Genomic DNA, 26220 nt, shown 5'->3' with positions numbered 1-26220 from the left:
GGAGAACCGGTCGAAAAAGCTCTCCGTACATGATTTTTCGGTCACTTTTCGTCCAATAACGCTGTAGGTGCCTGGAAAATTGCAACTTGCCGCGGCTGCACGACAAGTTGATCGGAGCATCCTTAACGGTGGGCAAGGCGTGTATCTGGACATACGACAGCGGCCAGGGTTTTCCAGTATTCAGGCCCAGCATTCCGGCGAAGTGCGAAAGAATAGCAGCGTGGGGCTGGTGCAAGTCTATTTGGTTCGTGATGGCCTGGACGATTTGAAAAACCCTGAATGGTTTTATAAAAAGCACTCCTATCTAACGGGGAAGGGATATAGCTACACAACATTTAAATAAATTTGCTTTTAATTATACAAAAGCTACGATAGTGAAAAAGGCATATACAATGAAACAAATTATTATAGCAGTATTGGCTGTGAGCGCTTTCGCCACCTCGGGAGCATTTGCTGAAAGTAATGGGAGCGGAAACCCCAACAATGCAGGTGGTAGCGATGTAAAAATAACCAAGCCTCCTTATTTTGTTTGGAAAGACGGGAGGTTGGTCAAAAACCCACAAGCTCAGAATTAACAAATCTCGATAAGAATTTTAGTTTAAAAGCGCCTCCTTCATAGATAGAGGCGCTTTTCTATTTGCGTGATACAATTTAATTATACGCAAATACTCTAATTATGAAAAATTCCAAGCTGCTTTATCCACTATCTCTGCTGATCCTTATAACTCAGGCTCACGCAGATGGCGGGAGTGGGTCAAACTCATCTGCAACCTGTTCTGGTGTAGTTGCTTGCCCAGCCGGTCAAACTGGCGAAATATCGTTCACGTATCGACTGGCATACTATGACAGAATAAACTGCCCAAGCATAACCAGTGAGGTTCAGAGCAGGCTCCGAAGTGGGCAGACTGACGAGGATGTTAGGTATTATCTTCATAAGCAGACTGGTTATTATGGCGAGAACATAACTATATCAAGAGGTTGTGTTGAGTCTGGTCCAACTTATCAATCGACGAACACAGAAACTCAAAACCTAAACTGTCCATTGACCCACCCAAGTGGCGTTTGGACTCAAAGTCGCACCTACCAATTATGGTCGGATGGTAGCCATAGAGATGTTTCGAACTGGAGTGACTTAACAAATACGTGCACCATAATTTCCGTTGGTAGGGAGGCTGAAACACAAAGCCTAACCTGCCCAGCATCACTGCCTAATGGCATCTGGACTCAGACAAGAACCTTCGACTTATGGTCAGACGGCACAAAGACAAACTTCACACCTTGGAGCGACACAGCAAACACCTGTGCAGCAGCTCTACAGAGCATGCAAAGTGAATATAGGATTGTTAGCTGCGCAATTGGTGAAATAGGGTCAGTTCGAGAGAAGCAAACATATGAAGCCTGGACTGATGGTTCAATGAGGAACTATTCCGGCTGGGTGGAGGTTTCCAGCACTTGTAAGCCTGTCCCTACTCAAACAACTGAAACCAAAGATGGCGTTCAAGAAGAAACGTGCGACTCGTATAATGGAACTACCCAAGGAACCTATTCAGGAACGGTCTATAAATACGGCACCTACACGACAACATACAGCGCCACTGCAAAAATAACAGATACTAAATTTGAGATCACATCCATAGACTTCACGTCCTGCGTTGCACAGATTACCGATATTATGCAAGAGATTGATGAGGTAGCATGTCCAGTTGGACAAATCGGAACAATTCAGCGCTATAGAGTGAAAGCACAAAATTCGTTGGGGCAAGCCAGTTATCCATACGGGGCAGAGTGGATGGTTAGCAATAATAACTGTGCTTCAACCCAAGCGGACACTCAGCCTGCTGCTAATGCGGACGCTATACCTGATGGACTATTAAGCAATATCTCTGTTACATCATCCAGCTTGCAAAATGGAGAAGAATTCTCGAAATATCTCAATAGCCTTTCTGCGACGAACTGGGCGACAAGTGAGCGCCACAAATTGATAGTAAATGTAGATGACCTGAGCAGCGGTAAGTATAGCGCCAGCAAAATTGGATCAGCTATTTCTAAATTTCAGTCTGTGGTTGGCGCTGGGAATTCTTATATTGAAATAGCCCTGCCCAAGACGATTGATAGGTATGTCGGTCATGGCGGCATAACTGCTAAGGCGGTAGAAGAAAAAACAGTAATATTGAAGGGTGTATCTTTTGATGGAGGGAATGCAACATTGAGGTATGTGGAGCTTGGCAACAAAATAATAGAAAAGCCTCAGCCAAAAGAAATTGTGATAAATGTAATTCCGAAGAGCCTTGGCTTAAATGGCGTTTTTTCCAATTGATATGCTATCCTGATATTGTCATATTTGACTTTAATTATTTATCGCCACCTCCGGGTGGCTTTTTATGGCCTGATAATTTTGCGTCTTATTTCCTTTGCTGGCGGTATGTCAAGAAGCTCATTATCATACAACTCCAACTCAGCGAGTTGAGTATCCACCTGTGCCTCTGCCTTCTTGGTAAAGCGACTATCCTCGGACTTATCATTCTCACGAACTCTCTCATAAGCCTTTCTTGCACGCTCCAAGCATTTCTCTTGAATGTCCTTGCGTCGAGCGGCGAAAGTCTCTTCAAGCCAGTTGGTAATCCCATCAATCAACTCTGACATATTGCTTCTGAATAATTTCAATTCAGCTTTTATCTTGGAGTGATCTGCTTCTGCTTTGGCTTGGTCAGCACGCATCTTTGAAATAGCCCCTTCATAATTTTCAGCTTTTCTTCGATACGCCTCTGCAAACTCTCTTTCTTCTGCTGTGGCTTGTTCTGCCAGCCTATGACGCTCTATAGCGTTCTCTGCTGCTGCTTCGGCCTTGATACGGTTTTGCTGTGCAAGCTGGGCCTTCTGCTCGGCTATCGCCTTTCGCTCCTGGGCGAGCGTGTAAAGGTTGAAGGCACGTTCGGATTTTGGCTTTTTTGCTTCTGCGTTGATATATCGAAGCATCTTCATGTGCCCCTCTGTTTTTTCGTGTTTCTTGGCTCGATATGGTGTTTCCTTCAACAGCGTATTGTTGGTGTAGGCGTAAAACATGTCTTGCAAATACCCGAACAGTAACTGTGACTCCAGAAAATCAGGTTTTTCGTCAATAGGATTTGTTCCTGGACGATACTTTGTCAAATAAGCATTAACCCTCTTTATCTGTGTGTCTCGCAAATCATAGAGCCCAGTCTTACTGTTTTTAGTGGATATAAAAATATGCGGATGGTCGCTATGCTCCGTCAGGTCGGCATCTTCATCACCATGCAATACAACGAAATGAATCGGATATTCCGGGAAAATATTCTTGTAGAAATTCTTTATTAGATCAATGCGTTTTTCTGGATCTAAATTTCTCACCTCATTCATGGCCGGAAATTTAAAAAATGCCTCTTGAATAACGGCCTGATTTTTCTTGATTAGCGGTTTTGGGCCACGCTCTATCTCGTTGTGGCATTCGAGAAACTGCCTTGCTGTATCGAGCTTCTGACTTTTGCGCTTTATGTCGAACTGATCAAGGTCGGATAAGAGCTGTTCAGTATCTGCGATGCCTTGAATATTAAGGATGTTTTGAAAAGCTAAAATACTGCCCTCGGCGGTTTCGTTTTTACTGGCATTTTTGACTTTGTTTTTGAGCTTTGTGCGTGCTTCCAATAATTCGGTTCTGTCGTTTTTAGCCAGTGTTGGCGCTTCCGCTTCATTGGTTATTTTCGCAAGAAGAGATTCCCTTTGCTCTTTCGGATAGTCGTTTAATTTTATCGTGCCAGTATCTGGCAACCAGATTAGATTTAAATGGGATTGTTCATCGAACCATTCCAGCTTCTTGGGCTGGCTTGCGGGAATGCGCAGAGAGTGGCGCAGGCTCTTGAACAACTGACGGCGACCGCCATGTCCATTTGTTGATTTTTTCTTGATTTCATTCGTGTAGTTCAAGGTTTTGAAAATCATCGAAGTTATTTTTCTATCATTCATTTTATCCTCATATTGAATATTATATTGGTGCGGCTTTGCTTTTGCTTCTGCCATTCCGGCGAGGAACCCGTGCTTACTACCGCAAGCGAAGCGTCTTAACGAAGTTAAGTGTGGTGGTAAGCCCAACGGGTTAAAAGGAGCCACACTTCAATATTAGCATTTGGATCAATGCTTTTGCTCTTAGCCGGATTTGTCCGGCTGGCCCTGACTTGTCAGGGCTGCTTTGGGCGCTGGATTTGTCCAGCGCCGCCACGCATAGCGTGATGGCGGAAAAATGCTTGTAGCGGCGCTATGCAACCCCACACAGATGTGGCATAAGACGGAAATAGGGATTCACTGGTGATGCGCATGAAAAAGCTTGAAAAAAGTATTCTGTGCTATTTGACTGGATGCATGACGATTGGGGTGCTGTTTTCGTTTGGCGTATCGCAGTTTCTATGGTTGGTTAGTGCGGATAATAGAATAGATTCCTATGCTAACGTTGTCCTCAACCATGCCGAGATGGTCGCAGGAAACCTGACGACTGCACTTGATGAGCTAAACACTACACCTCACGAGTCTTGCGGGCCGTCTGACCTGGATGCTTTAAAGAGAGTTACTTATGAATATCGTTTTGTAAAAGATGCTGGGCGGATAGAAAATAAAGCTATTAACTGCTCTGCTATGTGGGGGGTAATTCCAGATTTTCGATTGACTGGAGAAAGTAGAGTCACCCAAAACAATGTTCAACTTTGGGGAGGCGTTTCAAGCTATTTTCCCAGCGCTGTAAAAATTGACATTTCGGCAAAAGGTAATTCATTCGTTGTTACATCACCCACCGCATTTGCACCGTTTGAATCGCCACCAGTAGAGTTAAGTTCATCTGTTGTGTCTCGTGACGGCAAAACCATCATGCGCACATTCGGCGAATTTCATCAAGGCAATATGCTAACCAGCGCATTCGCAAAATTGTGTTCTGAAAAATATGACATATGTGTTGTTTCGAATATTGATGCGAATATTTTTACGACTAATAAGCCTGGCCTTCTCTTATTCATCGCTCTGATTGGTTGTTCTTTGGGTCTATTAGCTTTTTATGCTGCCCACCAATACCGTAGGGTCAGAGACTCACTTTCCCATCGTTTGAAATACGCCATTAAAAACGGGACAATATCAACTGCATATCAACCGATTGTTCATGGCATGACTGGTAAGGTCTCGGGTTTCGAGGTTTTGGCCCGTTGGCATGATAAAAAATTCGGATCAGTCCCCCCAAACGTCTTCATTGAAAAAGCAGAGGATCTTGGCCTGCAAGAAAAGCTGAATAAGCTCATTGTTAACAAAGCGCTGGAAGAGTGTTCGAAAGGCTTGGCCTGCAACCCCGAAGTATATTTGAGCTTTAACATTGAAACCAAAGATCTTCTGGGAGGCGGTCTTGTTCGGCACATATCAGATACAGCAAGAAAACACGGAATTTTAGCAGGTCAGATTGCAATCGAGATGCTCGAAGGTGCAACGGCTGACATTAGCAAAATTGAAGGGCGGATTGAATCTCTTAGAGCGTATGGCCATAAAGTATTGATTGATGATTTTGGCTCAGGCTACTCAAGTCTATCTTATCTGGCCAGGCTAAATGTTGACGTTATAAAAATTGACAAGTCATTCTCGCAAGCTGCTGGGACAGGCTCTCCGGCGGAAATAGTGCTGCAAAAGATCTATGAAATAGCAAAAGCAATGAATGCGCAGATAGTCTTTGAGGGCGTGGAGACGGAAGCACAAAAAATAGCAATTCTTGAATTTTGCCCTGATGCACTTATTCAAGGGTGGTTGTTTAGTAAGGCATTACCAATCACTGAGCTTATTGAGAGGGTCAAATCACAGACTGCTCGGGGCAAGGCAATGAATTTTGCCCACGACTGATGTTCATCATATAGCCCTAAAAGGTGCCCAATCTCTGATTGGGTGCGTTTTAGGGCTGATGGCGATTTAGAGTCGGACCTTATTTTCGGCGGTGTATCCGTCCGGTGTAACATTGATACGGTCAATGTGATTCCCTGAAAGATAAATATCTATAATAAAAAATTTCTTCTTTAATGGCGTTATGGAAAGTCTAACCGCTTGACTGGCGAGAAAATTGTTAATTTTAATTCGTCCGCTTTCAGTCAGCAGCAGCTTGTAAATATCCATCACGCTAATTGCTGACTTGGTTGCAAGGTGCATTGAACTGATTCTAAGGCCGACTTCATGCTGTTTAGCTTTGAGCTGGTCTAACTCCTCACTGACTTCCTCAATCCTACTCAAAACGTATTTTTGGGCCGTTTCTGAGGCTTTTTCAAGAATGGCAAAACTACTTGCCAACGCTTGTTCTTTTTGAATGAGAAGCCCCGTCAATTCTTCATGCTCTTTTTCGAGAGCTTTAATGTCGCTGGACTTGGCAATTATCTGATGGAATGGGATCAGGTTCTGATAGGCAAGAAATATCTCCTCAATCCTGGCATAACGGTATCGAACACCTTTTCCCGGCTCGGCATAGGAACAACGCCCAGCCAATGAGGCTGAACACACTAAATCAACATACTGACTTTTTTGTGCGTGATAACGGAATCCTGAACCACAAGCGCAAAAGACCAAGCCCCGAAGGATATTTTTAAATTCAGCAGCCTTCCGCCCTGCAAGTTTTGGATCTTGACGCTGACTTAGCTTTGCACCAATCCTATGGAAGTCTGATTCACTGATTACAGCGGGATAGTAATTCTTAATCTCTTTTTTAATCTGAACTGGCTTTCCTAAATCATCCCATTCCATGGCGATGAATGAGCCATAAATTGCAGGTTGGCGAAGAACCTTGCCTATAATGCTTTCGGTGTATTTTTTTGAAAAATTTAGCTTGTTAAGTTCTTGGGCGGTAGTTCTCGCACCCATTTCAAAACAAAGCTCTGTCGCTCGCTTGACGGCCTCTGCGTGCTCGTTCAACACAAACTCACCATCAACATAACTAATCCAGAACGGGCATCGTTTCGTGATAATTTGGCCGTTTTCACCCTTCAATAAATTTCTTTCCTTGGCATCGGAGACACGATCTGATTTTGAACGACTCTCATCATTAGCCCGTTCAAGGATGTTTTGGATCAGACTTATATCGGCGCTGCTATCGGTTTTGCGTCGAGAGTAAAGACGATTATCGAAAAGTGTGTAAATGGCGCAGTCGGCCTGGATGATGGATATGATGAGTTCAAGGGCATCATATCCGCCCATCCGGCTGATTCGGTCGAAGGATTCGACCAGTAGCAGAGCGTTGGGCTGGATCTCCTTGGCCTTGATCCTCTCTACGAACCGGGCCAACTGGCCGGATTTCAGGTTTTTGCCCTTAAAGGCGGAGACACCAAGGTCTTCATACCGCTCAACCTGTCGAGCCTGTGGGTATTGCTCGAAAAAGCGATTGAGCTGATCGATCTGCCTCATCTCACTGAATCCAAGTTTTTGGGCCTTGGATGAAAAGCGGATGTAGCTGTAAACGTTGATCCTGTCGTCGCCTTGGAAGACCTCTGAAAAGGCCCGAGGTAAAGGGGTTACGGTGGTCATGTGTGCGTTGATCCTTAGCCGATGAGGAATGGTAGCATTTTCTACTAAAACCTCTGATGATTGCCCTGATCGGCATGCTCGAACTGGCGCTCAAGCGCCCCGACGGGCAGCCCATGGATCGCCCGGCCATCGAAGTCGCCTACCATTCGGCGCGGGACCTGCTGTCGCTGATCGGCGATATCCTCGACATCGCCCGCATCGAATCCGGGCACCTGAACCTCAGCCCCGAACGGGCCGACCCGGCGGAGCTGGTGCAGTCCACCACCCAGGTCTTCGAAGGGATGGCGCGGCAGAAAGGCCTGGAACTGACCCTCGCCATCTCCCGCACCGCGCACCGCGACGTACTGCTCGACCCCATGCGCTTCAGGCAGATCCTCTCGAACCTGGTCAGCAACGCCATCAAGTTCACCACCTGGGGCCAGGTCAAGATCGACTTGGCCATCTCCAACCTGCCCACCACGGGCGACGCCAACCGCGACGACCTGCAACTGGAACTGTCGGTCTGCGACACCGGTGTCGGCATCGCCCTGGACGACCAGCAGCGGCTGTTCCAGCCGTTCGCCCAGATAGAACCCGACAGCTCGCAAGCACGGAGCGGCAGCGGCCTGGGCCTGGTCATCAGCCGCAGCCTGTGCGAGATGATGGGCGGCAAGCTGAGCCTGTTCAGCAAGCCCGGCGAAGGCACGGAAATCCGCGTCAGCCTGCCGCTGCGCAGCCTGCCGGAATGCCGCGAGCCCAAGCCCCAGGAGCTGGCGCCGCCGATGCCCGCTGCCGGCCTCAACGTGCTGGTGATCGACGACCACCCGGCCAACCTGCTGCTGGTGGCACAGCAACTGGAATTCCTAGGCGTGCAATACACCTGCGTCGACAACGGCGCTCAGGGCCTGGCAATGTGCGAGTCGGCTCACTACGACGTATTCATCGTCGACTGCAACATGCCACATATGGACGGCTACCAGTTCACCCGCGCGGTACGTGCGCAGGAACAGCAACAAGGCAGGACGCCCTCGACGATTCTCGGCTACACCGCCAACGCCCAGCCGGAAGTCCGCGAGCGCTGCGAACAGGCCGGGATGAGCGACTGCCTGCTCAAACCCATCGGCTTGCACACCCTTGGCCAGCGCCTCGCCAGCGTGTCAACGCAGCCAGCAGCCACCAGCCCTCCCGCGTTGTTTGATCTCAAGGGCCTCGAACCGATCATCGGCGACTGTCCCGCAGAACTGCGCCGTCTCTTGGAAACGCTGCTGCGCAGCAGCCCGGAAGACCAGCAACGGCTGCAGGAAATCGACACCCATGGCGACCCGCTACCGTTGCAGAATATCGCCCACCAGATTCTCGGGGTGGCACGCATCGTCCAGGCCGAAGCGCTGATGCTGGCCTGTGAAAAGCTTGAGGAAGTCTGTGAGCGGTTCGCACCGGAGCCGGTGCTGAGGCGCCGCAAGCGGCAAGTGCTGTATCAGATGAGACGGGTCGACGAGACCCTGCGGCAAACTCTGGCGAGCCTGCCAGAATCGACGGACGTCGATCAGGAAGGAAAAGACTGAAACGAACGCGGCAGCCACCAGGGCTGCCGCATTTGCTTGTCAGGCGACCGGGTGGACCGGTTTTTCCGGGTACCAGGCGTCCAGCAGCGGGCTGATTTCGATCTTGGTCAGCTCGCCACGGCCTTTCAGCCAGGCTTCAACGGTAGCGCGCTGCTCTTCGGTAGCCGAGCCACGCTTGGCCGAGCAGACCAGACCGAAGTCATCACCGCCGACATAGTCCAGACCGTTGGCATCCATAGCCTCTGTCAGGAAGGCGTCGAGGAAGGCGTCGATGGCTTCATCGCTCAGGTCTTCCTTGAATTCCAGGTTCAGTTCGAAACCCAGCTCCTGGAATTCATCCACACAGAGTTTTTTGCGCAGACGGCGGGAACGGTTGGTAGCCATGAAACAATCCTCTTGAGTATTAACGCGCGGCACTTTAACAGCTTCGCCCGTGCACTGCCCGATAAAACCCGACAATCCGCCACACGGACGCGCATTCGCGGCGCACGCGGCCGCAGGCTTGGGGCATAATGCGCGCTATCATTTTTTCATGCCGGGGCCATCATCCTGTTCAGCCCCGTTTTTTTCACCCCTCGCCCGCAGGGTTTCAGTGCTTATGACCCCATCCCTTCGCTCGCTGTTGTTCGCCGGTCTGCTCCTGCCACTCGCGCTGCCGGCCCATGCCGTCCCCGTCAGTAACACGCTGCCGCCCAAGGTCCAGCAAGCCCTCAAGAGCAACAAACTCCAGGATTCAGCCCTCTCGCTGGTGATGCTGCCGCTCAACGGCCCGGGCACCCCGACCATTTTCAACGCCGACGTCTCGGTCAACCCGGCCTCCACCATGAAGCTGGTGACCACCTACGCCGCCCTGGAAATGCTCGGCCCCACCTACCAGTGGAAAACCGAGTTCTACAGCGACGGCCCGCTGAGCAACGGTGTGCTCAACGGCAACCTGTACCTCAAGGGCGGTGGCGACCCCAAGCTGAACATGGAAAAGCTCTGGCTGCTGATGCGTGACCTGCGCGCCAATGGCGTGCAGACCATCACCGGCGACCTGGTGCTGGACCGCAGCCACTTCATCCAGCCGCAACTGCCGCAGTTCAACGACGATGGCGGCGATGAGAACAAGCCGTTCCTGGTCAAGCCCGACTCGCTGCTGGTCAATCTCAAGGCCTTGCGCTTCGTCGCCCGCAATGACGGTGGCCGAGTACTGGTCTCGGTCGAGCCGCCGATTGCCAGCATCCGCATCGACAACCAGGTCAAGGCCCTGCCGAGCAAGCAGTGCACCGGCGAAGTCCGCTACAACCCGGTGGTCCAGGCCGACGGCGTGACGGTAACGGTCACCGGCCAGCTGGGCGAAGGCTGCAACTCGCAGACCTACCTCTCGCTGCTCGATCACCCGACCTACGCCGCCGGCGCCGTACGGGCGATCTGGAACGAACTGGGCGGCACCATCCAGGGCCGCGACCGCGTCGAGGACGTGCCGAAAAGCGCACGCCTGCTGGCCCGCGCTTTCTCCCCTGATCTGGTGGAGATCATTCGCGACATCAACAAGTACAGCAACAACACCATGGCCCAGCAGTTGTTCCTGAGCCTTGGCGCGCGCTTCCGTACCGATGCCGACGGCGACGACGCCCGCGCCGCGCAGCGAGTCGTGCGCCAGTGGCTGGCGAAGAAAGGCATCACCGCTTCGCACCTGGTAATGGAGAACGGCTCCGGCCTGTCCCGTGCCGAACGGGTCAGCGCGCGGGAAATGGCCACGCTGCTGCAAGCCGCCTGGAAAAGTCCGTACGCCGCCGAGTTCATCAGCTCGTTGCCGCTGACCGGCATGGACGGCACCATGCGCAAGCGCCTCAAGCGCACCGCCATGGCTGGCGAAGCACACATCAAGACCGGCACCCTGAACACCGTGCGTGCCATCTCCGGCTTCAGCCGCGACAGCAACGGCACCACCTGGGCAGTCACGGCGATCCTCAACGATCCACGTCCGTGGGGCGCTTCAGCGGTGCTCGACCAGATCCTGCTGGACCTTTACAAGCAGCCGAAAGTGGCCGGCACCGAGTAAATACGCCGGGGTCAGAACTGTTCGGCTTCGACCCTGTCGCGGCCGCCCTGCTTGGCCAGGTAGACCCCGGAATCGGCACGCAGCAACAAGGCATCGGCGCCCTCACCGGGGCGCCAGCCCGCCACACCGAAGCTGGCGGTGACCCGGCCGACGCCGTCCACCGGCACGCTGCGCAGCCCCTGCCACAACTCCAGCGCCAGTGAGTGCGCCTGGGCGGCATTGCTGCCCGGGCAGAGCACCATGAACTCCTCCCCTCCCAGCCGACAGAACACGTCGGTACGCCGCAAACGGTGGCTGATGCGCTGACACAGGTTTTGCAGCACGTGATCGCCGATGGCATGGCCGTACTGGTCGTTGATGTGCTTGAAGTTGTCGATATCCAGCATGATCACCGCCAGGTCCTGGCCACCGCGCTGGGCCCGCTCCAGCTCGGTCTTCAGGCGTTCCTGGAAGTAGCGGCGGTTGTGGATGCCGGTCAGCGAGTCGGTGACCGACAACGCGCGCAGTTCTTCCTCGACCCGCTTCAGGTCGGAGATATCCGTGAGGTAGCCGTGCCACAAGGTGCCACCATCCGGCAGCGACTCCGGCGTCGCCTCACCGCGAACCCAGCGCAGTCCGGCCTTGGGCAACTGCACCCGGTACTCCTCGCGCCAAGGCGTCAGTTGCTCGGCGGATTCGCGAATGGAATCACGGACCCTGCCCAGGTCATCCGGGTGGACGCGCTCGAACACCGCAGTGGCGTCCTGACGCAGCAGCATCAGGTCGACTTCATAGATATCGCGCAAGCCTTCGCTGGCGTAACTGAAGCAGGAGCTGCCATCAGGATCGAGACGGAACTGGTAGATCCCGCCGGGAACCTGCGCGGTGAGGTTTTCCAGCAACTTGTCCCGAGCCTCGAGGGCTTCGTGCACGCGCTTGCGCTCGGTGATATCGATGCAGATCGCAAGATGGCCAACCCACAACCCGTATTCGTCCAGCACTGCGGTCACCAGCATGTTCGCCGACAAGTGCGTGCCGTCCTTGCGTCGCAACGTCCACTCGCCGGGTTCTTCGTCGATGTCCGGGACACTGTCCACCAGCATCGCCTGGCTGCTGCTGATCTCGCGTCCGAAGCGCAGGCTCATCAACCGCGCGCGCTCCTGCACCTCCTGCGGCAACAGCAGGTGTTCCAGGGTCAGTTTGCCCACCGCCTCTTCGCTGCTGTAGCCAAGCATGCGCTCGGCGCCGGCATTGAAGGTGCTGATCTGTCCATGCAGGTCAGTGGCGATGATCGCCACCTGGGTCGCGGCCTCCAGCACGCTGCGCAACTGGTTGTGGGTATTGCGCAGGCTCTCTTCGCTGATACGCAGTTCTGCGGTGCGCTGCTCCACCAGGGTCAGGGCGCGCTGGCGCTGACTGAACAGGCTGAACAACAGGGCGCTGAGCAACAGGCTCAACAAACCGCCGAGAAACGCCACCGCCGTGGCCGACGAGCGATCGCCGTCGAGGAACACCTTGCTGGGAAACATGTTGAGTTGGTAGGAACGGTCGCCCAGGTGCAGCACCTGGCGCATCTCCAGCGGCGAGTCGCCCACGGTATTGCCCGACTGGAACAACGCCTCGGGCTCACCCTCGGCGGAGAGGTCGAGGATCCGCACCACCAGGTTGTCGTCCTCGGCGCTGGGCAAGCCGTCGGCCATCAACTGGCGCATGCTCAGCACCGCCATTACATAACCCTTTGGCGCGGGGTCGGGCTGTTGCGGTGCGAACACCGGCGCCACCATGAGCATGCCGCGGGCGTAGGCCGGATCGACGCCAATCAGGTCGTACGGCGCCGACACCGCGATCGATCCGGGCGTCGAGGCGCGGATCAAGGCGTCGCGACGCACCGACTGCGACAGCAGGTCGAAACCCAAGGGCGGCGGCAGTTGGCTGAGGGTCTGACTGAACAGCACCGGGTAATACACCGGACGCACCTGAGAGGGTTGCAGCACGCCGCCCTCACCGAGTTCGCGGATGCTGAAATCGCGGCCGAGCAGCTCCCGGGTCTGCCGCTCGAAATCGGCGCGCTGCGCCTGGCTGACCCGCGGTGCCCAGGAATAGGCCTGGGAGCGGTGCAGCAAAGGCCTCACGTAACCGTCGAATTCGTCGCGGGTGATTTCCTGGGCGTAGACGAAGAAACGCCGCAGGCTGTCGAGGCGTTGCGTCTGGTCTTGCAGGCGCTCTTCGATGCGGCTGAAGCGTTCATTGGCGAGGAGTTCGAAGCGTTGCGCCAGTTGCTGCTGGTAGAGCTGCCAGGCGGCCAGCGCGAGCATGGCGGTCAACAGGCCGCCGACCACCAGCGCCACCACGGCGACCAGCCACGCGGACACCTCTTCGCTGATGAAGCCGAGCATCTTCGGGCGCAGGGTTGGGATCGACATGGTCATGACTCACAACATCGGCCCACGACGGCACTCAGGGCTCTCTTCAATAATAGCCAGTAGCCACGATCTTGAGAGTCCCGAATGCGTCATTTACTTCACCGTGCCTGGATGCGCCAGGCGCGGTGGATCTTGGTGTTGCGGGCGAAGTCTGGATCGATGGTCTGGGCGCTGATTTCCTCGATCGCGTAGCGCTCCTGCAGGTGCTCATCGAGCTGGAACTTGCGGAAGTTGTTCGAGAAGTACAGCACGCCGCCCGGCGCCAGGCGGGCTACCGCCAGGTCGAGCAGTTCGACGTGGTCACGCTGCACGTCGAACACTCCTTCCATGCGCTTGGAGTTGGAGAAGGTCGGCGGGTCGATGAAGATCAGGTCGTATTGCTCACGGTTGGCTTGCAGCCAGGCCATGACATCGCCCTGCTCCAGACGGTTCTTGTCCGAGTAGCCATTGAGCGACAGGTTGCGCCGTGCCCAGTCCAGGTAGGTTTTCGACAGGTCGACGCTGGTGGTGCTGCGCGCGCCGCCCTTGGCCGCGTGCACGCTGGCAGTAGCGGTGTAGCAGAACAGGTTGAGGAAGCGCTTGCCCGCAGCTTCGCGCTGGATACGCATGCGCATCGGACGGTGGTCGAGGAACAGACCGGTGTCCAGGTAGTCGGTGAGGTTCACCAGCAGTTTGACGCCGCCTTCACTGACCTCGGTGAACTGACCCTGGGTGTTCTGCCGTTCGTACTGGCGGGTGCCGCTCTGACGCTCGCGGCGCTTGAGGATCACCTTGCTCTGGTCAACGCCGAGGGTCTGCGGGATTGCCGCCAGCGCGTCGAACAGACGGGCCTGGGCCTTTTCCGGATCGACCGAACGCGGCGCGGCGTATTCCTGCACGTGGACCCAGCCCTGGTACAGGTCGACCGCCAGCGAGTACTCGGGCATGTCGGCGTCGTAGACGCGGTAGCAGGTGATGTGTTCGCGACGCGCCCACTTGCCCAGTTGCTTGAGGTTCTTCTGCAGGCGGTTGGCGAACATCTGCCCGCCTTCGCTCAGGCGTGCGGTCTCATTCGCCGGAGCCACCGCCGGACGCTCTTCATCCGGGTTGCGCTCGGCCGAACGGCGCTCGCCGGTCACGAACTGGTCGGGCTCGACCTTGATCAGCAGCAGCTTGCACGGCAAGGCGCCGTTCCAGAAGGCGTATTGCTTGTGGCTGCGGATGCCCATGCGCTTGCCCAGGTCCGGCGCGCCGGTGAACACCGCCGCTTCCCAGCCAAGGCAAGCCTGGCGCAGACGCTCGCCGAGGTTCTGGTAGAGGTAGAGCAGGCTGGCTTCGTCGCCCAGGCGTTCGCCGTAAGGCGGGTTGCTGATCACCAGGCCTTTCTGGTTCTGGTCCGGGCGCGGCTCGAAGGTGCCGACTTCGCCCTGGTAGATCTTCACCCAGTCGCTCAGGCCGGCGCGCTCGACGTTGTTGCGGCCCGGCTGGATCAGGCGCGGGTCGGCTTCGTAGCCGCGAATCCACAGCGGTGGACGGGCCAGACCGGCTTCGGCGCGGGCCTTGGCTTCGTCATGCACCTTGCGCCACAGCGCCGGGACGTGACCGAGCCAGGAGGTGAAGCCCCAGCGCTCGCGCTTGAGGTTGGGGGCGATATCCGCGGCGATCATCGCCGCTTCCACCAGGAACGTACCGACACCGCACATCGGGTCAGCCAGCGCGCCGCCTTCGGCAGCGATCCGCGGCCAGCCGGCGCGGATCAGTACCGCGGCGGCGAGGTTTTCCTTGAGCGGCGCGGCACCCTGCTGCAGGCGGTAACCGCGCTGGTGCAGGCTGTGGCCGGACAGGTCGAGGGAGAGGATCGCTTCACCGCGCTCAAGGCGCAGGTGGACGCGCAGATCGGGGTTGAGCTTGTCGATCGACGGCCGCTCGCCCTGGGCGTTGCGCAGTTTGTCGACGATGGCGTCCTTGACCTTCAAGGCGCCGAAGTGGGTGTTGTCGATGCCCGAGCCATGACCGCTGAACTCCACGGCCAGGGTGCCGGCGGCGTCCAGGTGCTCTTGCCAGTCCACTTCGTTGACACCGTCGTACAGGTCGTCGGCGTTCTTCATGTTGAAGCGCTTGAGCACCAGCAGGACGCGGTTGGCCAGGCGCGACCAGACGCACAGGCGGTAGGCGGTTTCCATGTCGGCCGAGCCGCGCAGCGCCGAGGTGTGCTCGCGCACATCTTCAAGGCCCAGGCCGCGTGCTTCATCGGCGAGCAGGCCTTCAAGGCCTTTGGGACAGGTAAGGTAAAGTTCGAAACGGTCCGACATGAGTCATCCAGCCTTGGGCATAGTGAAGGAGCGAGCGCATCGCCCTTCGAAGTTTGATCGGGCGCCTTCGGCAAGCACCCGAGTGGCACGCGTTGACGTACCGGGCCACCCGGCGAGCCCTTCTTGCGGAAGGCAAAAAGGCTTTGATCGCCGGGCAGAATGAAAAATTCGATGGCAAAAGGTTACAAAAGTGACCCTTCGTCGTTTTTACCCACCGGTGACGAGAATGGTTCCCGACGGTGGCAATTTGATCTACAGGTCAGGCAAACCCTGATGATAGCTGGCTTTGCCCCAACTCCCGCCTTGAATCAATTTTTTACTTATCCTCTCACCCATGGAAAAGTTACGTGCTTATGACAAATTGTTCGTTCACACGTCCATCCCCATTGGTTAGAACTCAACTCAGGTTGTCACCGCAACGGGACAACACTTCAAGCTCGCCACGCCGGCAGCGAGCGCAAAACCGGCAGAAAGAATCTGCCCGACCTCACACGAGGTCGACGGGACATTACAGTCAACAAATGAGGGCAGTACCCTATGAGAAGACTTAAGCGTGATCCGTTGGAAAGAGCATTTTCACGTGGCTACCAATACGGGGTCACCGGCAAATCCCGCGAGCTTTGCCCCTTTACCCTACCGTCCGTACGCCAGGCATGGATCAATGGCTGGCGTGAGGGACGAGGTGACAACTGGGATGGCATGACCGGCACCGCAGGTATCCATAGACTCAACGAACTTCACGCCGTTGGCTGAACGAGGAGCTGAACCGAGTTACCATGCGCGCCCCATCCGGGCGGCGGGCTGAGGCCCAGGGGCCCCTTGACGGGGCCCTTTTTTATGCCCGCTTCAGCGCCCCGGCATCGCGGCGATGGCGTCCACGGCCTCGCGAATCAGCGCCGGTCCCTTGTAGATGAAACCCGAATAGATCTGCACCAGGCTCGCACCCGCCGCGATCTTCTCCGCGGCATGACGGCCTTCGGTAATCCCACCCGCAGCAATGATCGGCATCTTGCCCGCCAGTTCACCGGCCAGCACCTGGACCGTGTGGGTGCTCTTGTCCCGCACCGGCGCGCCCGACAGGCCGCCCGCCTCGTCCGCATGCTGCAGACCTTCGACGCCTTCACGGCTGAGGGTGGTGTTGGTCGCGATTACCGCGTCCATGCCCGACTCCAGCAGGGCCGACGCCACCAGTGCGGTTTCTTCGTCAGTCATGTCCGGGGCGATCTTGATCGCCAGCGGCACACGCTTGCCATGGGTCAAGGCCAATTCTTCACGGCGCACAGCCAAAGCATCCAGCAACTGCTTGAGCGAATCGCCGAACTGCAGACTGCGCAGACCCGGGGTGTTGGGCGAGCTGACATTGACGGTGACGTAGCTGGAATGGTTGTAGACCTTGTCCAGGCAGATCAGGTAGTCGTCTACCGCGCGCTCGACCGGGGTGTCGAAGTTCTTGCCGATATTGATGCCGAGCACGCCGCGGTAATTGGACGCACGCACGCGGTTGAGCAGGTTGTCCACGCCGAGGTTGTTGAAGCCCATGCGGTTGATGATCGCCTCGGCCTCGGGCAGGCGGAACAGCCGTGGTTTCGGGTTGCCCGGTTGCGGACGCGGGGTCACGGTACCGATCTCGACGAAACCGAAGCCCAGTTGACCGAAGCCGTCGATGGCCGCGCCGTTCTTGTCCAGCCCCGCCGCCAGACCCACCGGGTTGGCGAACTCCAGGCCCAGGACCTTTACCGGCAAGCGCGCCGGCGCCTTGGTCAACAGCCCGTTGAGGCCCAGACGGCCACCGGCACCGATCAGGTCCAGCGACAGGTCGTGGGAGGTTTCCGGGGACAGTTTGAACAACAGCTGGCGGGCCAGGTTATACATGGGCGGGCTTGGCTCAAGGTGTGGAGAGGCGGCGATTATAGCCAGCCCCGGGTTGCGGCGACAGGGCCTTGGCATATGCGTTGCTTGACTCCACCCACAGGGCCGCCGCGCAACCCGCGCCGGCCGCCGCTTTATCTGCCGGGCGATCCCACCGCGATGAATGACATTCCCTCCTCCCCCCTGGCCTGGCTGCATGGCAGCGACGCCCCGGAAAAGACCAGCCTGAATATCGGCTTCATGGCCCTGAGCGACTGCGCTTCGCTGGTGGTCGCCGCGACCCAGGGCTTCGCCCAGCCCCACGGCCTGACCTTGAACCTCAAACGCCAAAGTTCCTGGGCCGGCCTGCGCGACGGCCTGCTCAGTGGCGAACTGGATGCCGCGCACTGCCTGTATGGCCTGACCTACGCCGTGCACCTGGGCATTGGCGGTGTCGGCGCCACACCGATGGCGGTGCTGATGGGCCTGAACCACAACGGCCAGAGCATCAACCTGTCGCCCGCCCTGCAAGCGCAAGGCGTGGGCAATCCCGAGGCACTCGAACGCCGCGTGCACCAAAGTCAGGCAAAACTCACCTTCGCGCAGACGTTTCCCACCGGCACGCACGCCATGTGGCTGTATTACTGGCTCGCCAGCCAGGGCATTCATCCATTGCATGACGTCAACAGCGTGGTAGTCCCGCCGGCGCAAATGCTCACCCACCTGCGCGCCGGGCGCATCGACGGTTTCTGCGTCGGCGAGCCGTGGTCGGCCAATGCGGTGAACCAGGGCATGGGCTTCACCCTGGCGACCAGCCAGTCGATCTGGCCCGATCACCCGGAAAAAGTCCTCGGCACCACCCGCGCGTTCGTCGAGCAGTACCCCAACACCGCGCGGGCGCTGGTGTCGTCGATCCTCGCGGCGAGCCGCTTTATCGAAGAAAGCCCGGAAAACCGCCACGCCACCGCGCAATTACTGAGCGCCGACAACTACCTCGACACCCCGCTGAGCGATATCGAACCGCGCATGCAGGGCGACTACGCGGACGGCCTCGGCAACAATTGGCACGACGCCCACGGCCTGAGCCTGCACAACAATGGCCTGGCCAACTTCCCGTACCTGTCCGACGCCATGTGGTTCATGACCCAGTTCCGCCGCTGGGGCCTGCTGCGCGAAGACCCGGACTACCTCGGCGTCGCCAGCCAAGTGCAGCAACTGAGCCTGTACCGTGATGCCGCCGCCAGCATGGGTGTCGAGTGTCCGTCGGCGTCGATGCGCAGCAGCCAGTTGATCGATGGAACGGTCTGGGACGGCTCCGACCCACGGGGCTATGCCCACGGATTCCGCCTGCACGCCCTGGCCGACCAGCCAGCGGCGCAGGCCGGTCGCTGAGAGGGCCGCCCAGATGCTGCGAATCCTGTTGATCGATGACACCGAAAAGAAAGTCGGCCGGCTCAAGGCCGCCCTTGTCGAAGCCGGCTTCGAGGTCATCGAAGAATCCGGCCTGACCATTGACCTGCCGGCACGCGTCGAAACGGTGCGGCCGGACGTGATCCTGATCGATACCGAGTCACCGGGGCGTGACGTCATGGACCAGGTGGTGCTGGTCAGCCGCGACCTGCCGCGGCCGATCGTGATGTTCACCGACGAGCACGACCCGAGCGTGATGCGCCAGGCGATCCAGGCTGGGGTCAGCGCCTACATCGTCGAAGGCATCCACGCCCGCCGCCTGCAGCCGATTCTCGACGTGGCCATGGCCCGCTTCGAGAGCGACCAGGCGCTCAAGGCCCAGCTTCACGCCCGCGACCAGCAACTGGCCGAGCGCAAACGCATCGAGCTGGCCAAAGGGCTGCTGATGAAAATGAAGGACTGCAACGAGGAAGAGGCCTACACCCTGATGCGGCGCCAAGCCATGAGCAAACAGCAGAAGCTGATTCAGGTGGCGGAGCAGATCATTGCGATGAATGACTTGCTGGGTTGACCTGTGGGCCTTGGGGTCCGCAGATCAACCCAAGCAGAAGAAACTGGCCCACCTCTTGCTTTGATCCACCCCGGTAGCCAACGGCGGTTGCCCCCAAACATTCGACAAAGACGTCGCTCTCCCCCTCGCCCCCAACGCGAGCCGGGAAGCGGCGTTTTTTTGTTTCAGCCCCGTGAGGTGTCCCATGAATACAAGCTTCTGGAAATCCGGGCATGTCCCGACCCTGTTTGCCGCGTTCCTGTATTTCGACCTGAGCTTCATGGTCTGGTACCTGCTCGGACCGCTGGCGGTGCAGATTGCCGCCGACCTGCAATTGACCACGCAACAGCGCGGGCTGATGGTCGCCACGCCGATTCTCGCCGGTGCAGTGTTGCGCTTCGTCATGGGCGTGCTGGTGGATCGCCTGTCGCCGAAGACCGCCGGGCTGATCGGCCAGGTGATCGTCATCGTCGCGCTGTTCTGCGCCTGGAAGCTGGGCATCCACAGCTACGGCGACGCCCTGCTGCTCGGGGTGTTCCTCGGGGTTGCCGGGGCCTCTTTCGCGGTGTCGCTGCCGCTGGCTTCGCAGTGGTATCCGCCACAGCACCAGGGCAAGGCCATGGGCATTGCCGGCGCGGGCAACTCCGGCACCGTGTTCGCCGCACTGCTGGCGCCGGTGCTGGCCGCCAGCTTCGGCTGGAACAACGTGTTCGGCTTCGCCGTGTTGCCACTGCTGTTGACCCTGGTGCTGTTCGCCCTGCTGGCGCGCAACGCTCCGCAACGGCCCAAGCCCAAGGCCGTGGCCGATTACCTCAAGGCCCTCGGCGACCGCGACAGCTGGTGGTTCATGTTCTTCTACAGCGTGACCTTCGGCGGCTTCATCGGCCTGGCCAGCGCCCTGCCCGGCTATTTCAACGACCAGTACGGGCTCGACCCGGTCAAGGCCGGTTACTACACCGCTGCCTGCGTCTTCGCCGGCAGCCTGATGCGCCCGCTGGGCGGCGCGCTGGCCGACCGTTTCGGCGGCATTCGCACCCTGCTGGCGATGTACAGCGTGGCGGCTGTCTGCATCGCGGCGGTGGGTTTCAACCTGCCCAGCTCGGTGGCGGCGCTGGCGTTGTTCGTTTCCGCCATGCTCGGTCTCGGTGCCGGCAACGGCGCGGTGTTCCAACTGGTGCCGCAGCGCTTCCGCCAGGAAATCGGCGTGATGACCGGGCTGATCGGCATGGCCGGCGGCATCGGCGGCTTCCTGCTGGCGGCGGGCCTGGGGACCATCAAGCAGTACAGCGGTGACTATCAGTTGGGCCTGTGGCTGTTCGCCAGCCTCGGCGTACTGGCGTGGTTCGGCCTGCATGGCGTGAAACGCCGCTGGCGCACCACCTGGGGCTCGGCCGCCGTCACCGCGGCGCGGGTCTGAGCCGAGGCCATGGCCCTGCAACTGAGCATCGCCCAGGCCAGCGCCAGCGGTCCGCGAGAGGAAAACCAGGACGCCACGCGACTGGTCACCCCCGCGGCAGAGCTGGCCGCCAGCAAGGGCTACCTGTTCGCCCTCGCCGACGGTGTCAGCCAGTGCGCCGACGGCGGGCTGGCGGCCCGGGCCAGCCTGCAATCGCTGGCGCTGGACTACTACGCCACGCCGCCCACCTGGGGCGTGGCACAAGCGCTGGACCGCCTGCTGCTGGCGCAGAACCGCTGGCTGCGCGCCAACGGTGGCGGCCAGCCACTGCTGACCACCCTGAGTGCGCTGGTGCTGCGCGGCCAGCGTTTCACCCTCGCCCATGTCGGCGACTGCCGGGTCTACCGCTGGCACGCCGACCACTTGCAGCGCATCAGCCAGGACCATGTCTGGGACCAGCCAGGCATGCAGCACGTGCTCAAGCGCGCGCTGGGACTGGATGAGCACCTGCTGGTGGACTACCTGGAAGGCGAACTGCGCTGCCACGAAAGTTTCGTGATGCTGAGCGACGGAGTCTGGAGCACGCTCAACGAACAGCAGATCGGCGCAGTGCTGCGTGAAGCAACTGACCTGGAGGAAGCCTGCAACACGCTGGTGCGCATGGCCCACCTGGCCGGCAGCCAGGACAACGCCAGCGCTGTGCTGGTGCGAGTTGAACAACTCGGCGCAAACAGCCTCGGCGACACCCTGGCGCAGTTGCAGCAATGGCCGCTGCCGCCCGCTTTACGCCCTGGCCAGACATTCGAAGGCTGGCAGGTGGAATGTGTGCTCGGCCGAAGCCGGCAGTCGCTGCTGTATAGGGTTCGCGACCGCCAGCAGCAACCCTGGCTACTCAAGACCCTGCCCGCCAACCGCGACCAGGATGTCGCGGCCCAGCAAGGCTTGTTGATGGAGGAATGGTTTCTGCGCCGGGTCGCCGGGCGCAGCTTTCCCGAGGTACACCCCGGCAGCCAGCGCCAGCACCTGTATTACCTGATGCGCGAATACCCCGGCCTGACTCTGGCGCAGCACGTCGAACAACAGGGGTTACTGGCCCTGCCGCAGTGGCTGGACATCGCCCGGCAAACCCTGCGCGCGGTGGGCATGCTGCACCGGCGCAATATTCTTCACCGCGACATCAAGCCGGAGAACCTGCACCTGGGCAATGACGGCCAGGTGCGCCTGCTGGATTTCGGTCTCGCATACTGCCCGGGGCTCTCCGAAGACGGTGCCCACGACCTGCCCGGAACCCCTTCATTCATAGCCCCGGAAGCTTTTCAGGGACACGGCCCCACCGTGCAGCAGGATCTCTATGCGGTAGGCGTGACCCTGTTTTACCTGCTCACCGGCCACTATCCCTACGGCGAGATCGAAGCCTTCCAGCACCCGCGTTTCGGCACACCGGCCAGCGCCGCACGGCTGCGCCCGGACCTGCCGGACTGGCTGGAGCGCAGCCTGGCGCAGGCGCTGAACAGCGACCCTCGGCAACGCTTCGAAACCGCCGAGCAATGGCTATTGCTGCTCGAACAAGGCGAACACCAACCCCAGGCCCTGCGCCCACGTCCGTTGCTGGAGCGCGAGCCGCTGAAAGTCTGGCGCGGCCTGGCGCTGCTGTCGTTGCTGCTCAACCTGATACTGCTGATCAGCCTGCTAAAGGCCTGACAACCCCTGACCTGACGAGGAACTGCTCATGAACGCAAAAATCTGGCTGGTGGGTGCCGGCCCCGGCGACCCGGAGTTGCTGACCCTCAAGGCCGTGCGTGCGCTGCGCGAGGCCGAGGTGGTCATGCTCGATGATCTGGTCAACCCGACAATCCTCGAGCACTGCCCGCAGGCGCGGGTGATCCGGGTCGGCAAACGCGGCGGCTGCCGCTCCACGCCGCAAGCGTTCATCCAGCGCCTGATGCTGCGTCACGCCCGCCAAGGGCGCTGCGTGGTCAGGCTCAAGGGTGGCGATCCCTGCGTCTTCGGTCGGGGCGGCGAAGAAGCCGCATGGCTGCAGGCCCGCGGTGTCGAGGTGGAACTGGTGAATGGCATTACCGCCGGTCTGGCTGGCGCAACCCACTGCGGTATTCCGCTGACCCTGCGCGGGGTCAGTCGCGGCGTTACGCTGGTGACCGCCCACACTCAGGACGACAGCAGCCTGAACTGGCAGGCACTGGCGCAAAGCGGCATGACCCTGGTGGTGTACATGGGCGTGGCCCGGCTGATCGATATCCAGCAAGGGCTGTTGGCGGGTGGTATGAGCAAGGAGACGCCGGTGGCGATGATCGAAAACGCTTCGCTACCGCAGCAACGGGAATGCCGCAGCCAGCTTCAGTGCATGGCAGTAGATGCCGCGGCCTTCGAGCTCAAGAGCCCGGCGATACTGGTCATCGGCGAGGTCGTGAGTGGCGCGATCGCCAGCCTGGAACTGGAGCGCGAGGCGGGCTGAGGGGGTAAATCGCAGGCAAAGAAAAGCCCGGCCTGAGCCGGGCTTTTCAGTAGTGCGTCAGACCAATTACTTGGCTTGAGCTTCTACTTGAGCTTCAACGCGACGGTTGACAGCGCGACCAGCTTCGGTGGCGTTGTCAGCTACCGGACGGGACTCACCGTAGCCAACCGATTGAACGCGGCTCGACTCAACACCGTACTGACCGGTCAGAACCTGCTTGACGGCGCTAGCGCGACGCTCGGACAGTTTCTGGTTGTAAGCGTCAGGACCGACGGAGTCAGTGTGACCTTCAACAGTGGTGGTGGTCGACGGGTACTGCTTCATGAAGTCAGCCAGGTTCTTGATGTCGCCGTAGCTGTTTGGCTTGACGACCGACTTGTCGAAGTCGAACTTGACGTCCAGCTCAACGCGAACGACTTCGGCAACAGCCGGGCAGCCATCAGCGTCAACGGTAACGTTGGCTGGGGTGTCAGGGCACTTGTCGACGTTGTCGCAAACGCCGTCGTTGTCGCTGTCGGAGCAGACGTCAGCAACTGGAGCAGGTGCTGGAGCAGCGGCTGGCTTGGAGCCGCCACCGAAGTTCAGGCCGATACCAACGCTTGGCGCCCACTCGGTGTCGCCTTGGTCGATGTTGTACTGAGCTTCAACACCAGCACGGGCGTAGAAGTTGTCGGTGAAGTACAGCTTGGCACCAGCGCCCAGGTTGGCGAAGGTGGAGCCGTTACGGCCACCGCGACCGGTCTGGCCGATGCTCTGGTCAGAGAAACCAGCGGATACGTATGGACGCACCAGGTCGCCTGGGTTGTTGAAGTGGTACAGAGCATCCAGGGCGGTGTTCGAACCCTTGATGTTCTTGCCATCTTCGCCACGGGCGTTATGAACTTCGTCATAGCCCAGACGCAGTTCAACGTCGTCGGTCAGGAAGTAACCGATCGAACCACCGAACAGGTTGCCGTCGTTTTTGAAGTCGCGCTGGCTGTCGAAGTATTCTTTCTTGTAGAAGCCTTCGACCTCGACCGCGCCTTGGCCTTGTGCCAGAGCGCCGAGCGAAGTTGCGGCAACAAGAGAACCAATGGCCAAGCCCAAGGTGTTTTTCAATTTCATCCGTTAAATCCCCATCTGGTGATAGTTAAGCAGTCCCACAACTCAGGGGGACAACTCGTCGGCAAGTCTAGCAGAACTCGCCAAACCGTTAGAGAATTTTCCGACAGACTAAGTTTCAACCTGCCCGGAAAATTTCTCTCGTAGCTTGTCCAGCGCACGCTTGTAGCGCATTTTCGTCGCGCTCAAGCCCATATGCATGATGTCGGCAATTTCCTGAAATTCGAGTTCTGCGACAAATCGTAGCACCAGAATTTCACGGTCAATGGGATTCACGTGAATCAACCATCTGTCCAGTCCGCCCTTCTCTTCTGGCTTCGGAGACTTCTCTTCAGAGGCCTCTTCAACCGGATCCAGACTCAAGGCATCCATCAACCGACGCTTACGCCGCTCCTTGCGATACTGGGTAATGCACTCGTTATAGGTAATGCTGTAGAGCCAGGTCTTGAACTTCGATTTACCTTCGAAGTTCTTCAAACCGTAGAGCACCTTCAGCATCACCTCCTGACAGACATCGTCGGCATCGCGATCGTTCCCGAGATAACGTGCACAGACGTTAAAAAGGGTTCGCTGATAGCGCCGCATGAGCTCTTCATAGGCGCGGGTAACATGAAATAGTTCCTCATGCGAACGCGCCACAAGCTCCTCATCGGTGAGCTCGCGGGGGTCGTAACGCATGGGCAACGAGTGGACTTTATTCAAAAAAAATCAGGCCGACAGTCAGGTATTCGTCGCCGCCAGCCCGGACGGGGCCATTTTGCGGCGGCATACAGTAGCAGGATTTGCCCGGTCAGCGGCTATTGACCCGCTGTTCCAGCAGCGTGCGGTTGGACAGCGAAACCAGCTCGCCGTCATCCGTCAGCACGACTGTCTTGACCGTCCCGATCTCTTCGATCTGCCCTTCGACGTCTCCAATCTGCACCTGCTGGCCCACCTGATAGAGCTCGCGCACGTAGATGCCGGCAAGAATCTGCCCGGCAATTTCACGGCTGCCCAGGCCCATTGCCAGCGCAACGGCCAGACCAACGGTAATCAGACCGATGACGATCACGTGGTTGAGCAGGTCGGTTTTCACTTCGAGCTGGCTGATGGCCACCGAAATGCTGATGACGATCACCAGGCCCTGGGCGATGCGCCCAACGCCCGTGGCGTACTCCAGGCCGATGCCTTCGGCGGCGCCACGCACCAGACCGTTGACCACCTGAGCCAGCAGTACGCCGACCAGCAGCACCAGCGCCCCGCCAAAGACTTTTGGCAGGTACAGGGCAAGCATGTCCAGGGTCGCCGAGACGCGCTCAAGGCCCAGGGACTCGGCAGCCGAGACCAGGAACACCAGCAGGATGAACCAATAGACGATCTTGCCGATCAGGGTCGAAATCGGCACCTGGATACCGACCCGGCTGAGCATCTTGGTCAGGCCGGTGCCGCCCATCAGGCGATCGAGGCCAATTTTGGCAAGCAGTTTGGACAGCAGGGTGTCGAGCAGCTTGGCGACAACGAAGCCAAGCAGAACGACAACCAGCGCGCCAAACAGATTCGGGATGAAGTTCGCGACTTTGGTCCACAACGCGGTCATCGCGGTGACCAGGCTCTGGGTCCAGAGATCAAGTTCCATA

Annotated in this window: 20 protein-coding genes; 11 read left to right on the top strand and 9 right to left on the bottom strand. The window is 58.1% G+C overall.

What is annotated here, in order from left to right:
• Positions 1-392: 392 nt before the first annotated feature.
• Both CKW37_RS32395 and CKW37_RS32390 read left to right on the top strand, forming a co-directional pair.
• On the top strand, positions 393-575 hold the full coding sequence (locus tag CKW37_RS32395) for a hypothetical protein (RefSeq protein WP_143501972.1): 183 nt from the start codon (positions 393-395) through the stop codon (positions 573-575).
• 746 nt (positions 576-1321) lie between these two features.
• Positions 1322-2317: a hypothetical protein gene (locus CKW37_RS32390; RefSeq protein ID WP_143501970.1), complete on the top strand. Its 996-nt coding sequence runs from the start codon at positions 1322-1324 to the stop codon at positions 2315-2317.
• A 62-nt stretch (positions 2318-2379) separates the two neighbouring features.
• On the opposite strand, the gene CKW37_RS11020 is transcribed toward CKW37_RS32390, so the two are convergent.
• Positions 2380-4035: a hypothetical protein gene (locus CKW37_RS11020; RefSeq protein ID WP_143501968.1), complete on the bottom strand. Its 1656-nt coding sequence runs from the start codon at positions 4033-4035 to the stop codon at positions 2380-2382.
• Positions 4036-4329: 294 nt separating this feature from the next.
• Here CKW37_RS11020 and CKW37_RS11015 point away from each other — a divergent pair, with 294 nt between their 5' ends.
• Positions 4330-5880, top strand: a complete 1551-nt coding sequence (locus tag CKW37_RS11015; RefSeq protein WP_159985252.1) for an EAL domain-containing protein — start codon at positions 4330-4332, stop codon at positions 5878-5880.
• A gap of 66 nt (positions 5881-5946) precedes the next feature.
• On the opposite strand, the gene CKW37_RS11010 is transcribed toward CKW37_RS11015, so the two are convergent.
• Entirely contained in the window at positions 5947-7542 is a 1596-nt protein-coding gene (locus CKW37_RS11010) for a recombinase family protein (RefSeq protein ID WP_095155714.1), read from the bottom strand.
• A 56-nt stretch (positions 7543-7598) separates the two neighbouring features.
• Between CKW37_RS11010 and CKW37_RS11005 the strand changes: the two genes are divergently transcribed.
• Positions 7599-9086, top strand: coding sequence for an ATP-binding protein (locus CKW37_RS11005; RefSeq protein WP_095155713.1), 1488 nt, complete (start codon positions 7599-7601; stop codon positions 9084-9086).
• A gap of 39 nt (positions 9087-9125) precedes the next feature.
• On the opposite strand, the gene CKW37_RS11000 is transcribed toward CKW37_RS11005, so the two are convergent.
• Positions 9126-9470 carry a YggL family protein gene (locus CKW37_RS11000; protein WP_095155712.1) on the bottom strand — a complete coding sequence of 115 codons (345 nt, stop codon included), beginning with the start codon at positions 9468-9470 and terminating at the stop codon, positions 9126-9128.
• A gap of 214 nt (positions 9471-9684) precedes the next feature.
• On the opposite strand from CKW37_RS11000, the gene dacB reads away from it, so the two are divergent.
• Positions 9685-11133, top strand: a complete 1449-nt coding sequence (gene dacB / locus CKW37_RS10995; protein WP_095155711.1) for a D-alanyl-D-alanine carboxypeptidase/D-alanyl-D-alanine-endopeptidase — start codon at positions 9685-9687, stop codon at positions 11131-11133.
• An 11-nt stretch (positions 11134-11144) separates the two neighbouring features.
• Here the strand turns inward: dacB and CKW37_RS10990 are convergent, their stop codons facing one another.
• Positions 11145-13535 carry a diguanylate cyclase gene (locus tag CKW37_RS10990; RefSeq protein WP_095155730.1) on the bottom strand — a complete coding sequence of 797 codons (2391 nt, stop codon included), beginning with the start codon at positions 13533-13535 and terminating at the stop codon, positions 11145-11147.
• Between the two features lie 98 nt (positions 13536-13633).
• Positions 13634-15826 (bottom strand): bifunctional 23S rRNA (guanine(2069)-N(7))-methyltransferase RlmK/23S rRNA (guanine(2445)-N(2))-methyltransferase RlmL, encoded by a 2193-nt coding sequence (rlmKL, locus tag CKW37_RS10985; RefSeq protein WP_095155710.1) that lies wholly within the window; start codon positions 15824-15826, stop codon positions 13634-13636.
• Positions 15827-16363: 537 nt separating this feature from the next.
• Here rlmKL and rmf point away from each other — a divergent pair.
• Positions 16364-16579 carry a ribosome modulation factor gene (gene rmf, locus CKW37_RS10980; protein ID WP_010223328.1) on the top strand — a complete coding sequence of 72 codons (216 nt, stop codon included), beginning with the start codon at positions 16364-16366 and terminating at the stop codon, positions 16577-16579.
• 93 nt (positions 16580-16672) lie between these two features.
• Here rmf and CKW37_RS10975 read toward each other — a convergent pair whose 3' ends face one another.
• Positions 16673-17698, bottom strand: a complete 1026-nt coding sequence (locus CKW37_RS10975) for a quinone-dependent dihydroorotate dehydrogenase (RefSeq protein ID WP_095155709.1) — start codon at positions 17696-17698, stop codon at positions 16673-16675.
• 156 nt (positions 17699-17854) lie between these two features.
• Here CKW37_RS10975 and CKW37_RS10970 point away from each other — a divergent pair, with 156 nt between their 5' ends.
• The 5 genes from CKW37_RS10970 (at position 17855) to cobA (ending at position 23503) form a co-directional block, all read left to right on the top strand.
• A complete protein-coding gene (locus CKW37_RS10970) occupies positions 17855-19066 on the top strand; it encodes a CmpA/NrtA family ABC transporter substrate-binding protein (protein ID WP_095155708.1) in 1212 nt (403 codons plus the stop codon).
• 13 nt (positions 19067-19079) lie between these two features.
• Positions 19080-19655 carry an ANTAR domain-containing response regulator gene (locus CKW37_RS10965; protein ID WP_095155707.1) on the top strand — a complete coding sequence of 192 codons (576 nt, stop codon included), beginning with the start codon at positions 19080-19082 and terminating at the stop codon, positions 19653-19655.
• A 184-nt stretch (positions 19656-19839) separates the two neighbouring features.
• Entirely contained in the window at positions 19840-21051 is a 1212-nt protein-coding gene (locus tag CKW37_RS10960; protein ID WP_095155706.1) for a NarK/NasA family nitrate transporter, read from the top strand.
• 9 nt (positions 21052-21060) lie between these two features.
• Positions 21061-22731 (top strand): bifunctional protein-serine/threonine kinase/phosphatase, encoded by a 1671-nt coding sequence (locus CKW37_RS10955; protein ID WP_095155705.1) that lies wholly within the window; start codon positions 21061-21063, stop codon positions 22729-22731.
• Positions 22732-22759: 28 nt separating this feature from the next.
• Positions 22760-23503 carry a uroporphyrinogen-III C-methyltransferase gene (gene cobA / locus CKW37_RS10950; RefSeq protein ID WP_095155704.1) on the top strand — a complete coding sequence of 248 codons (744 nt, stop codon included), beginning with the start codon at positions 22760-22762 and terminating at the stop codon, positions 23501-23503.
• A 66-nt stretch (positions 23504-23569) separates the two neighbouring features.
• Here the strand turns inward: cobA and CKW37_RS10945 are convergent, their stop codons facing one another.
• The 3 genes from CKW37_RS10945 to CKW37_RS10935 form a co-directional block, all read right to left on the bottom strand.
• Positions 23570-24607: an OmpA family protein gene (locus CKW37_RS10945; RefSeq protein WP_095155703.1), complete on the bottom strand. Its 1038-nt coding sequence runs from the start codon at positions 24605-24607 to the stop codon at positions 23570-23572.
• A 108-nt stretch (positions 24608-24715) separates the two neighbouring features.
• Positions 24716-25306 carry an RNA polymerase sigma factor SigX gene (gene sigX, locus CKW37_RS10940; RefSeq protein WP_175653824.1) on the bottom strand — a complete coding sequence of 197 codons (591 nt, stop codon included), beginning with the start codon at positions 25304-25306 and terminating at the stop codon, positions 24716-24718.
• Positions 25307-25394: 88 nt separating this feature from the next.
• Positions 25395-26219, bottom strand: coding sequence for a mechanosensitive ion channel domain-containing protein (locus CKW37_RS10935; RefSeq protein ID WP_095155701.1), 825 nt, complete (start codon positions 26217-26219; stop codon positions 25395-25397).
• Position 26220: the final 1 nt, after the last annotated feature.

Source organism: Pseudomonas sp. Irchel 3E13 (assembly GCF_900187455.1).
Taxonomy (GTDB): domain Bacteria; phylum Pseudomonadota; class Gammaproteobacteria; order Pseudomonadales; family Pseudomonadaceae; genus Aquipseudomonas.
Note: the sequence above shows the minus strand (reverse complement) of the source record. Positions and strands in the feature narration are given on the sequence as shown.

Bases quoted from the DNA above. Each gene is read 5' to 3' on its own strand.
- CKW37_RS10935 (WP_095155701.1), bottom strand. From the start codon at position 26,219: ATGGAACTTGATCTCTGGACCCAGAGCCTGGTCACCGCGATGACCGCG.
- CKW37_RS10945 (WP_095155703.1), bottom strand. From the start codon at position 24,607: ATGAAATTGAAAAACACCTTGGGCTTGGCCATTGGTTCTCTTGTTGCC.
- CKW37_RS11000 (WP_095155712.1), bottom strand. From the start codon at position 9,470: ATGGCTACCAACCGTTCCCGCCGTCTGCGCAAAAAACTCTGTGTGGAT.
- rlmKL (WP_095155710.1), bottom strand. From the start codon at position 15,826: ATGTCGGACCGTTTCGAACTTTACCTTACCTGTCCCAAAGGCCTTGAA.
- CKW37_RS11015 (WP_159985252.1), top strand. From the start codon at position 4,330: ATGAAAAAGCTTGAAAAAAGTATTCTGTGCTATTTGACTGGATGCATG.
- CKW37_RS32395 (WP_143501972.1), top strand. From the start codon at position 393: ATGAAACAAATTATTATAGCAGTATTGGCTGTGAGCGCTTTCGCCACC.
- cobA (WP_095155704.1), top strand. From the start codon at position 22,760: ATGAACGCAAAAATCTGGCTGGTGGGTGCCGGCCCCGGCGACCCGGAG.
- dacB (WP_095155711.1), top strand. From the start codon at position 9,685: ATGACCCCATCCCTTCGCTCGCTGTTGTTCGCCGGTCTGCTCCTGCCA.
- CKW37_RS32390 (WP_143501970.1), top strand. From the start codon at position 1,322: ATGCAAAGTGAATATAGGATTGTTAGCTGCGCAATTGGTGAAATAGGG.
- CKW37_RS10965 (WP_095155707.1), top strand. From the start codon at position 19,080: ATGCTGCGAATCCTGTTGATCGATGACACCGAAAAGAAAGTCGGCCGG.
- rmf (WP_010223328.1), top strand. From the start codon at position 16,364: ATGAGAAGACTTAAGCGTGATCCGTTGGAAAGAGCATTTTCACGTGGC.
- CKW37_RS11005 (WP_095155713.1), top strand. From the start codon at position 7,599: ATGATTGCCCTGATCGGCATGCTCGAACTGGCGCTCAAGCGCCCCGAC.
- CKW37_RS10990 (WP_095155730.1), bottom strand. From the start codon at position 13,535: ATGTCGATCCCAACCCTGCGCCCGAAGATGCTCGGCTTCATCAGCGAA.
- CKW37_RS10960 (WP_095155706.1), top strand. From the start codon at position 19,840: ATGAATACAAGCTTCTGGAAATCCGGGCATGTCCCGACCCTGTTTGCC.
- CKW37_RS10955 (WP_095155705.1), top strand. From the start codon at position 21,061: ATGGCCCTGCAACTGAGCATCGCCCAGGCCAGCGCCAGCGGTCCGCGA.
- CKW37_RS10970 (WP_095155708.1), top strand. From the start codon at position 17,855: ATGAATGACATTCCCTCCTCCCCCCTGGCCTGGCTGCATGGCAGCGAC.
- CKW37_RS10975 (WP_095155709.1), bottom strand. From the start codon at position 17,698: ATGTATAACCTGGCCCGCCAGCTGTTGTTCAAACTGTCCCCGGAAACC.
- CKW37_RS11020 (WP_143501968.1), bottom strand. From the start codon at position 4,035: ATGGCAGAAGCAAAAGCAAAGCCGCACCAATATAATATTCAATATGAG.
- CKW37_RS11010 (WP_095155714.1), bottom strand. From the start codon at position 7,542: ATGACCACCGTAACCCCTTTACCTCGGGCCTTTTCAGAGGTCTTCCAA.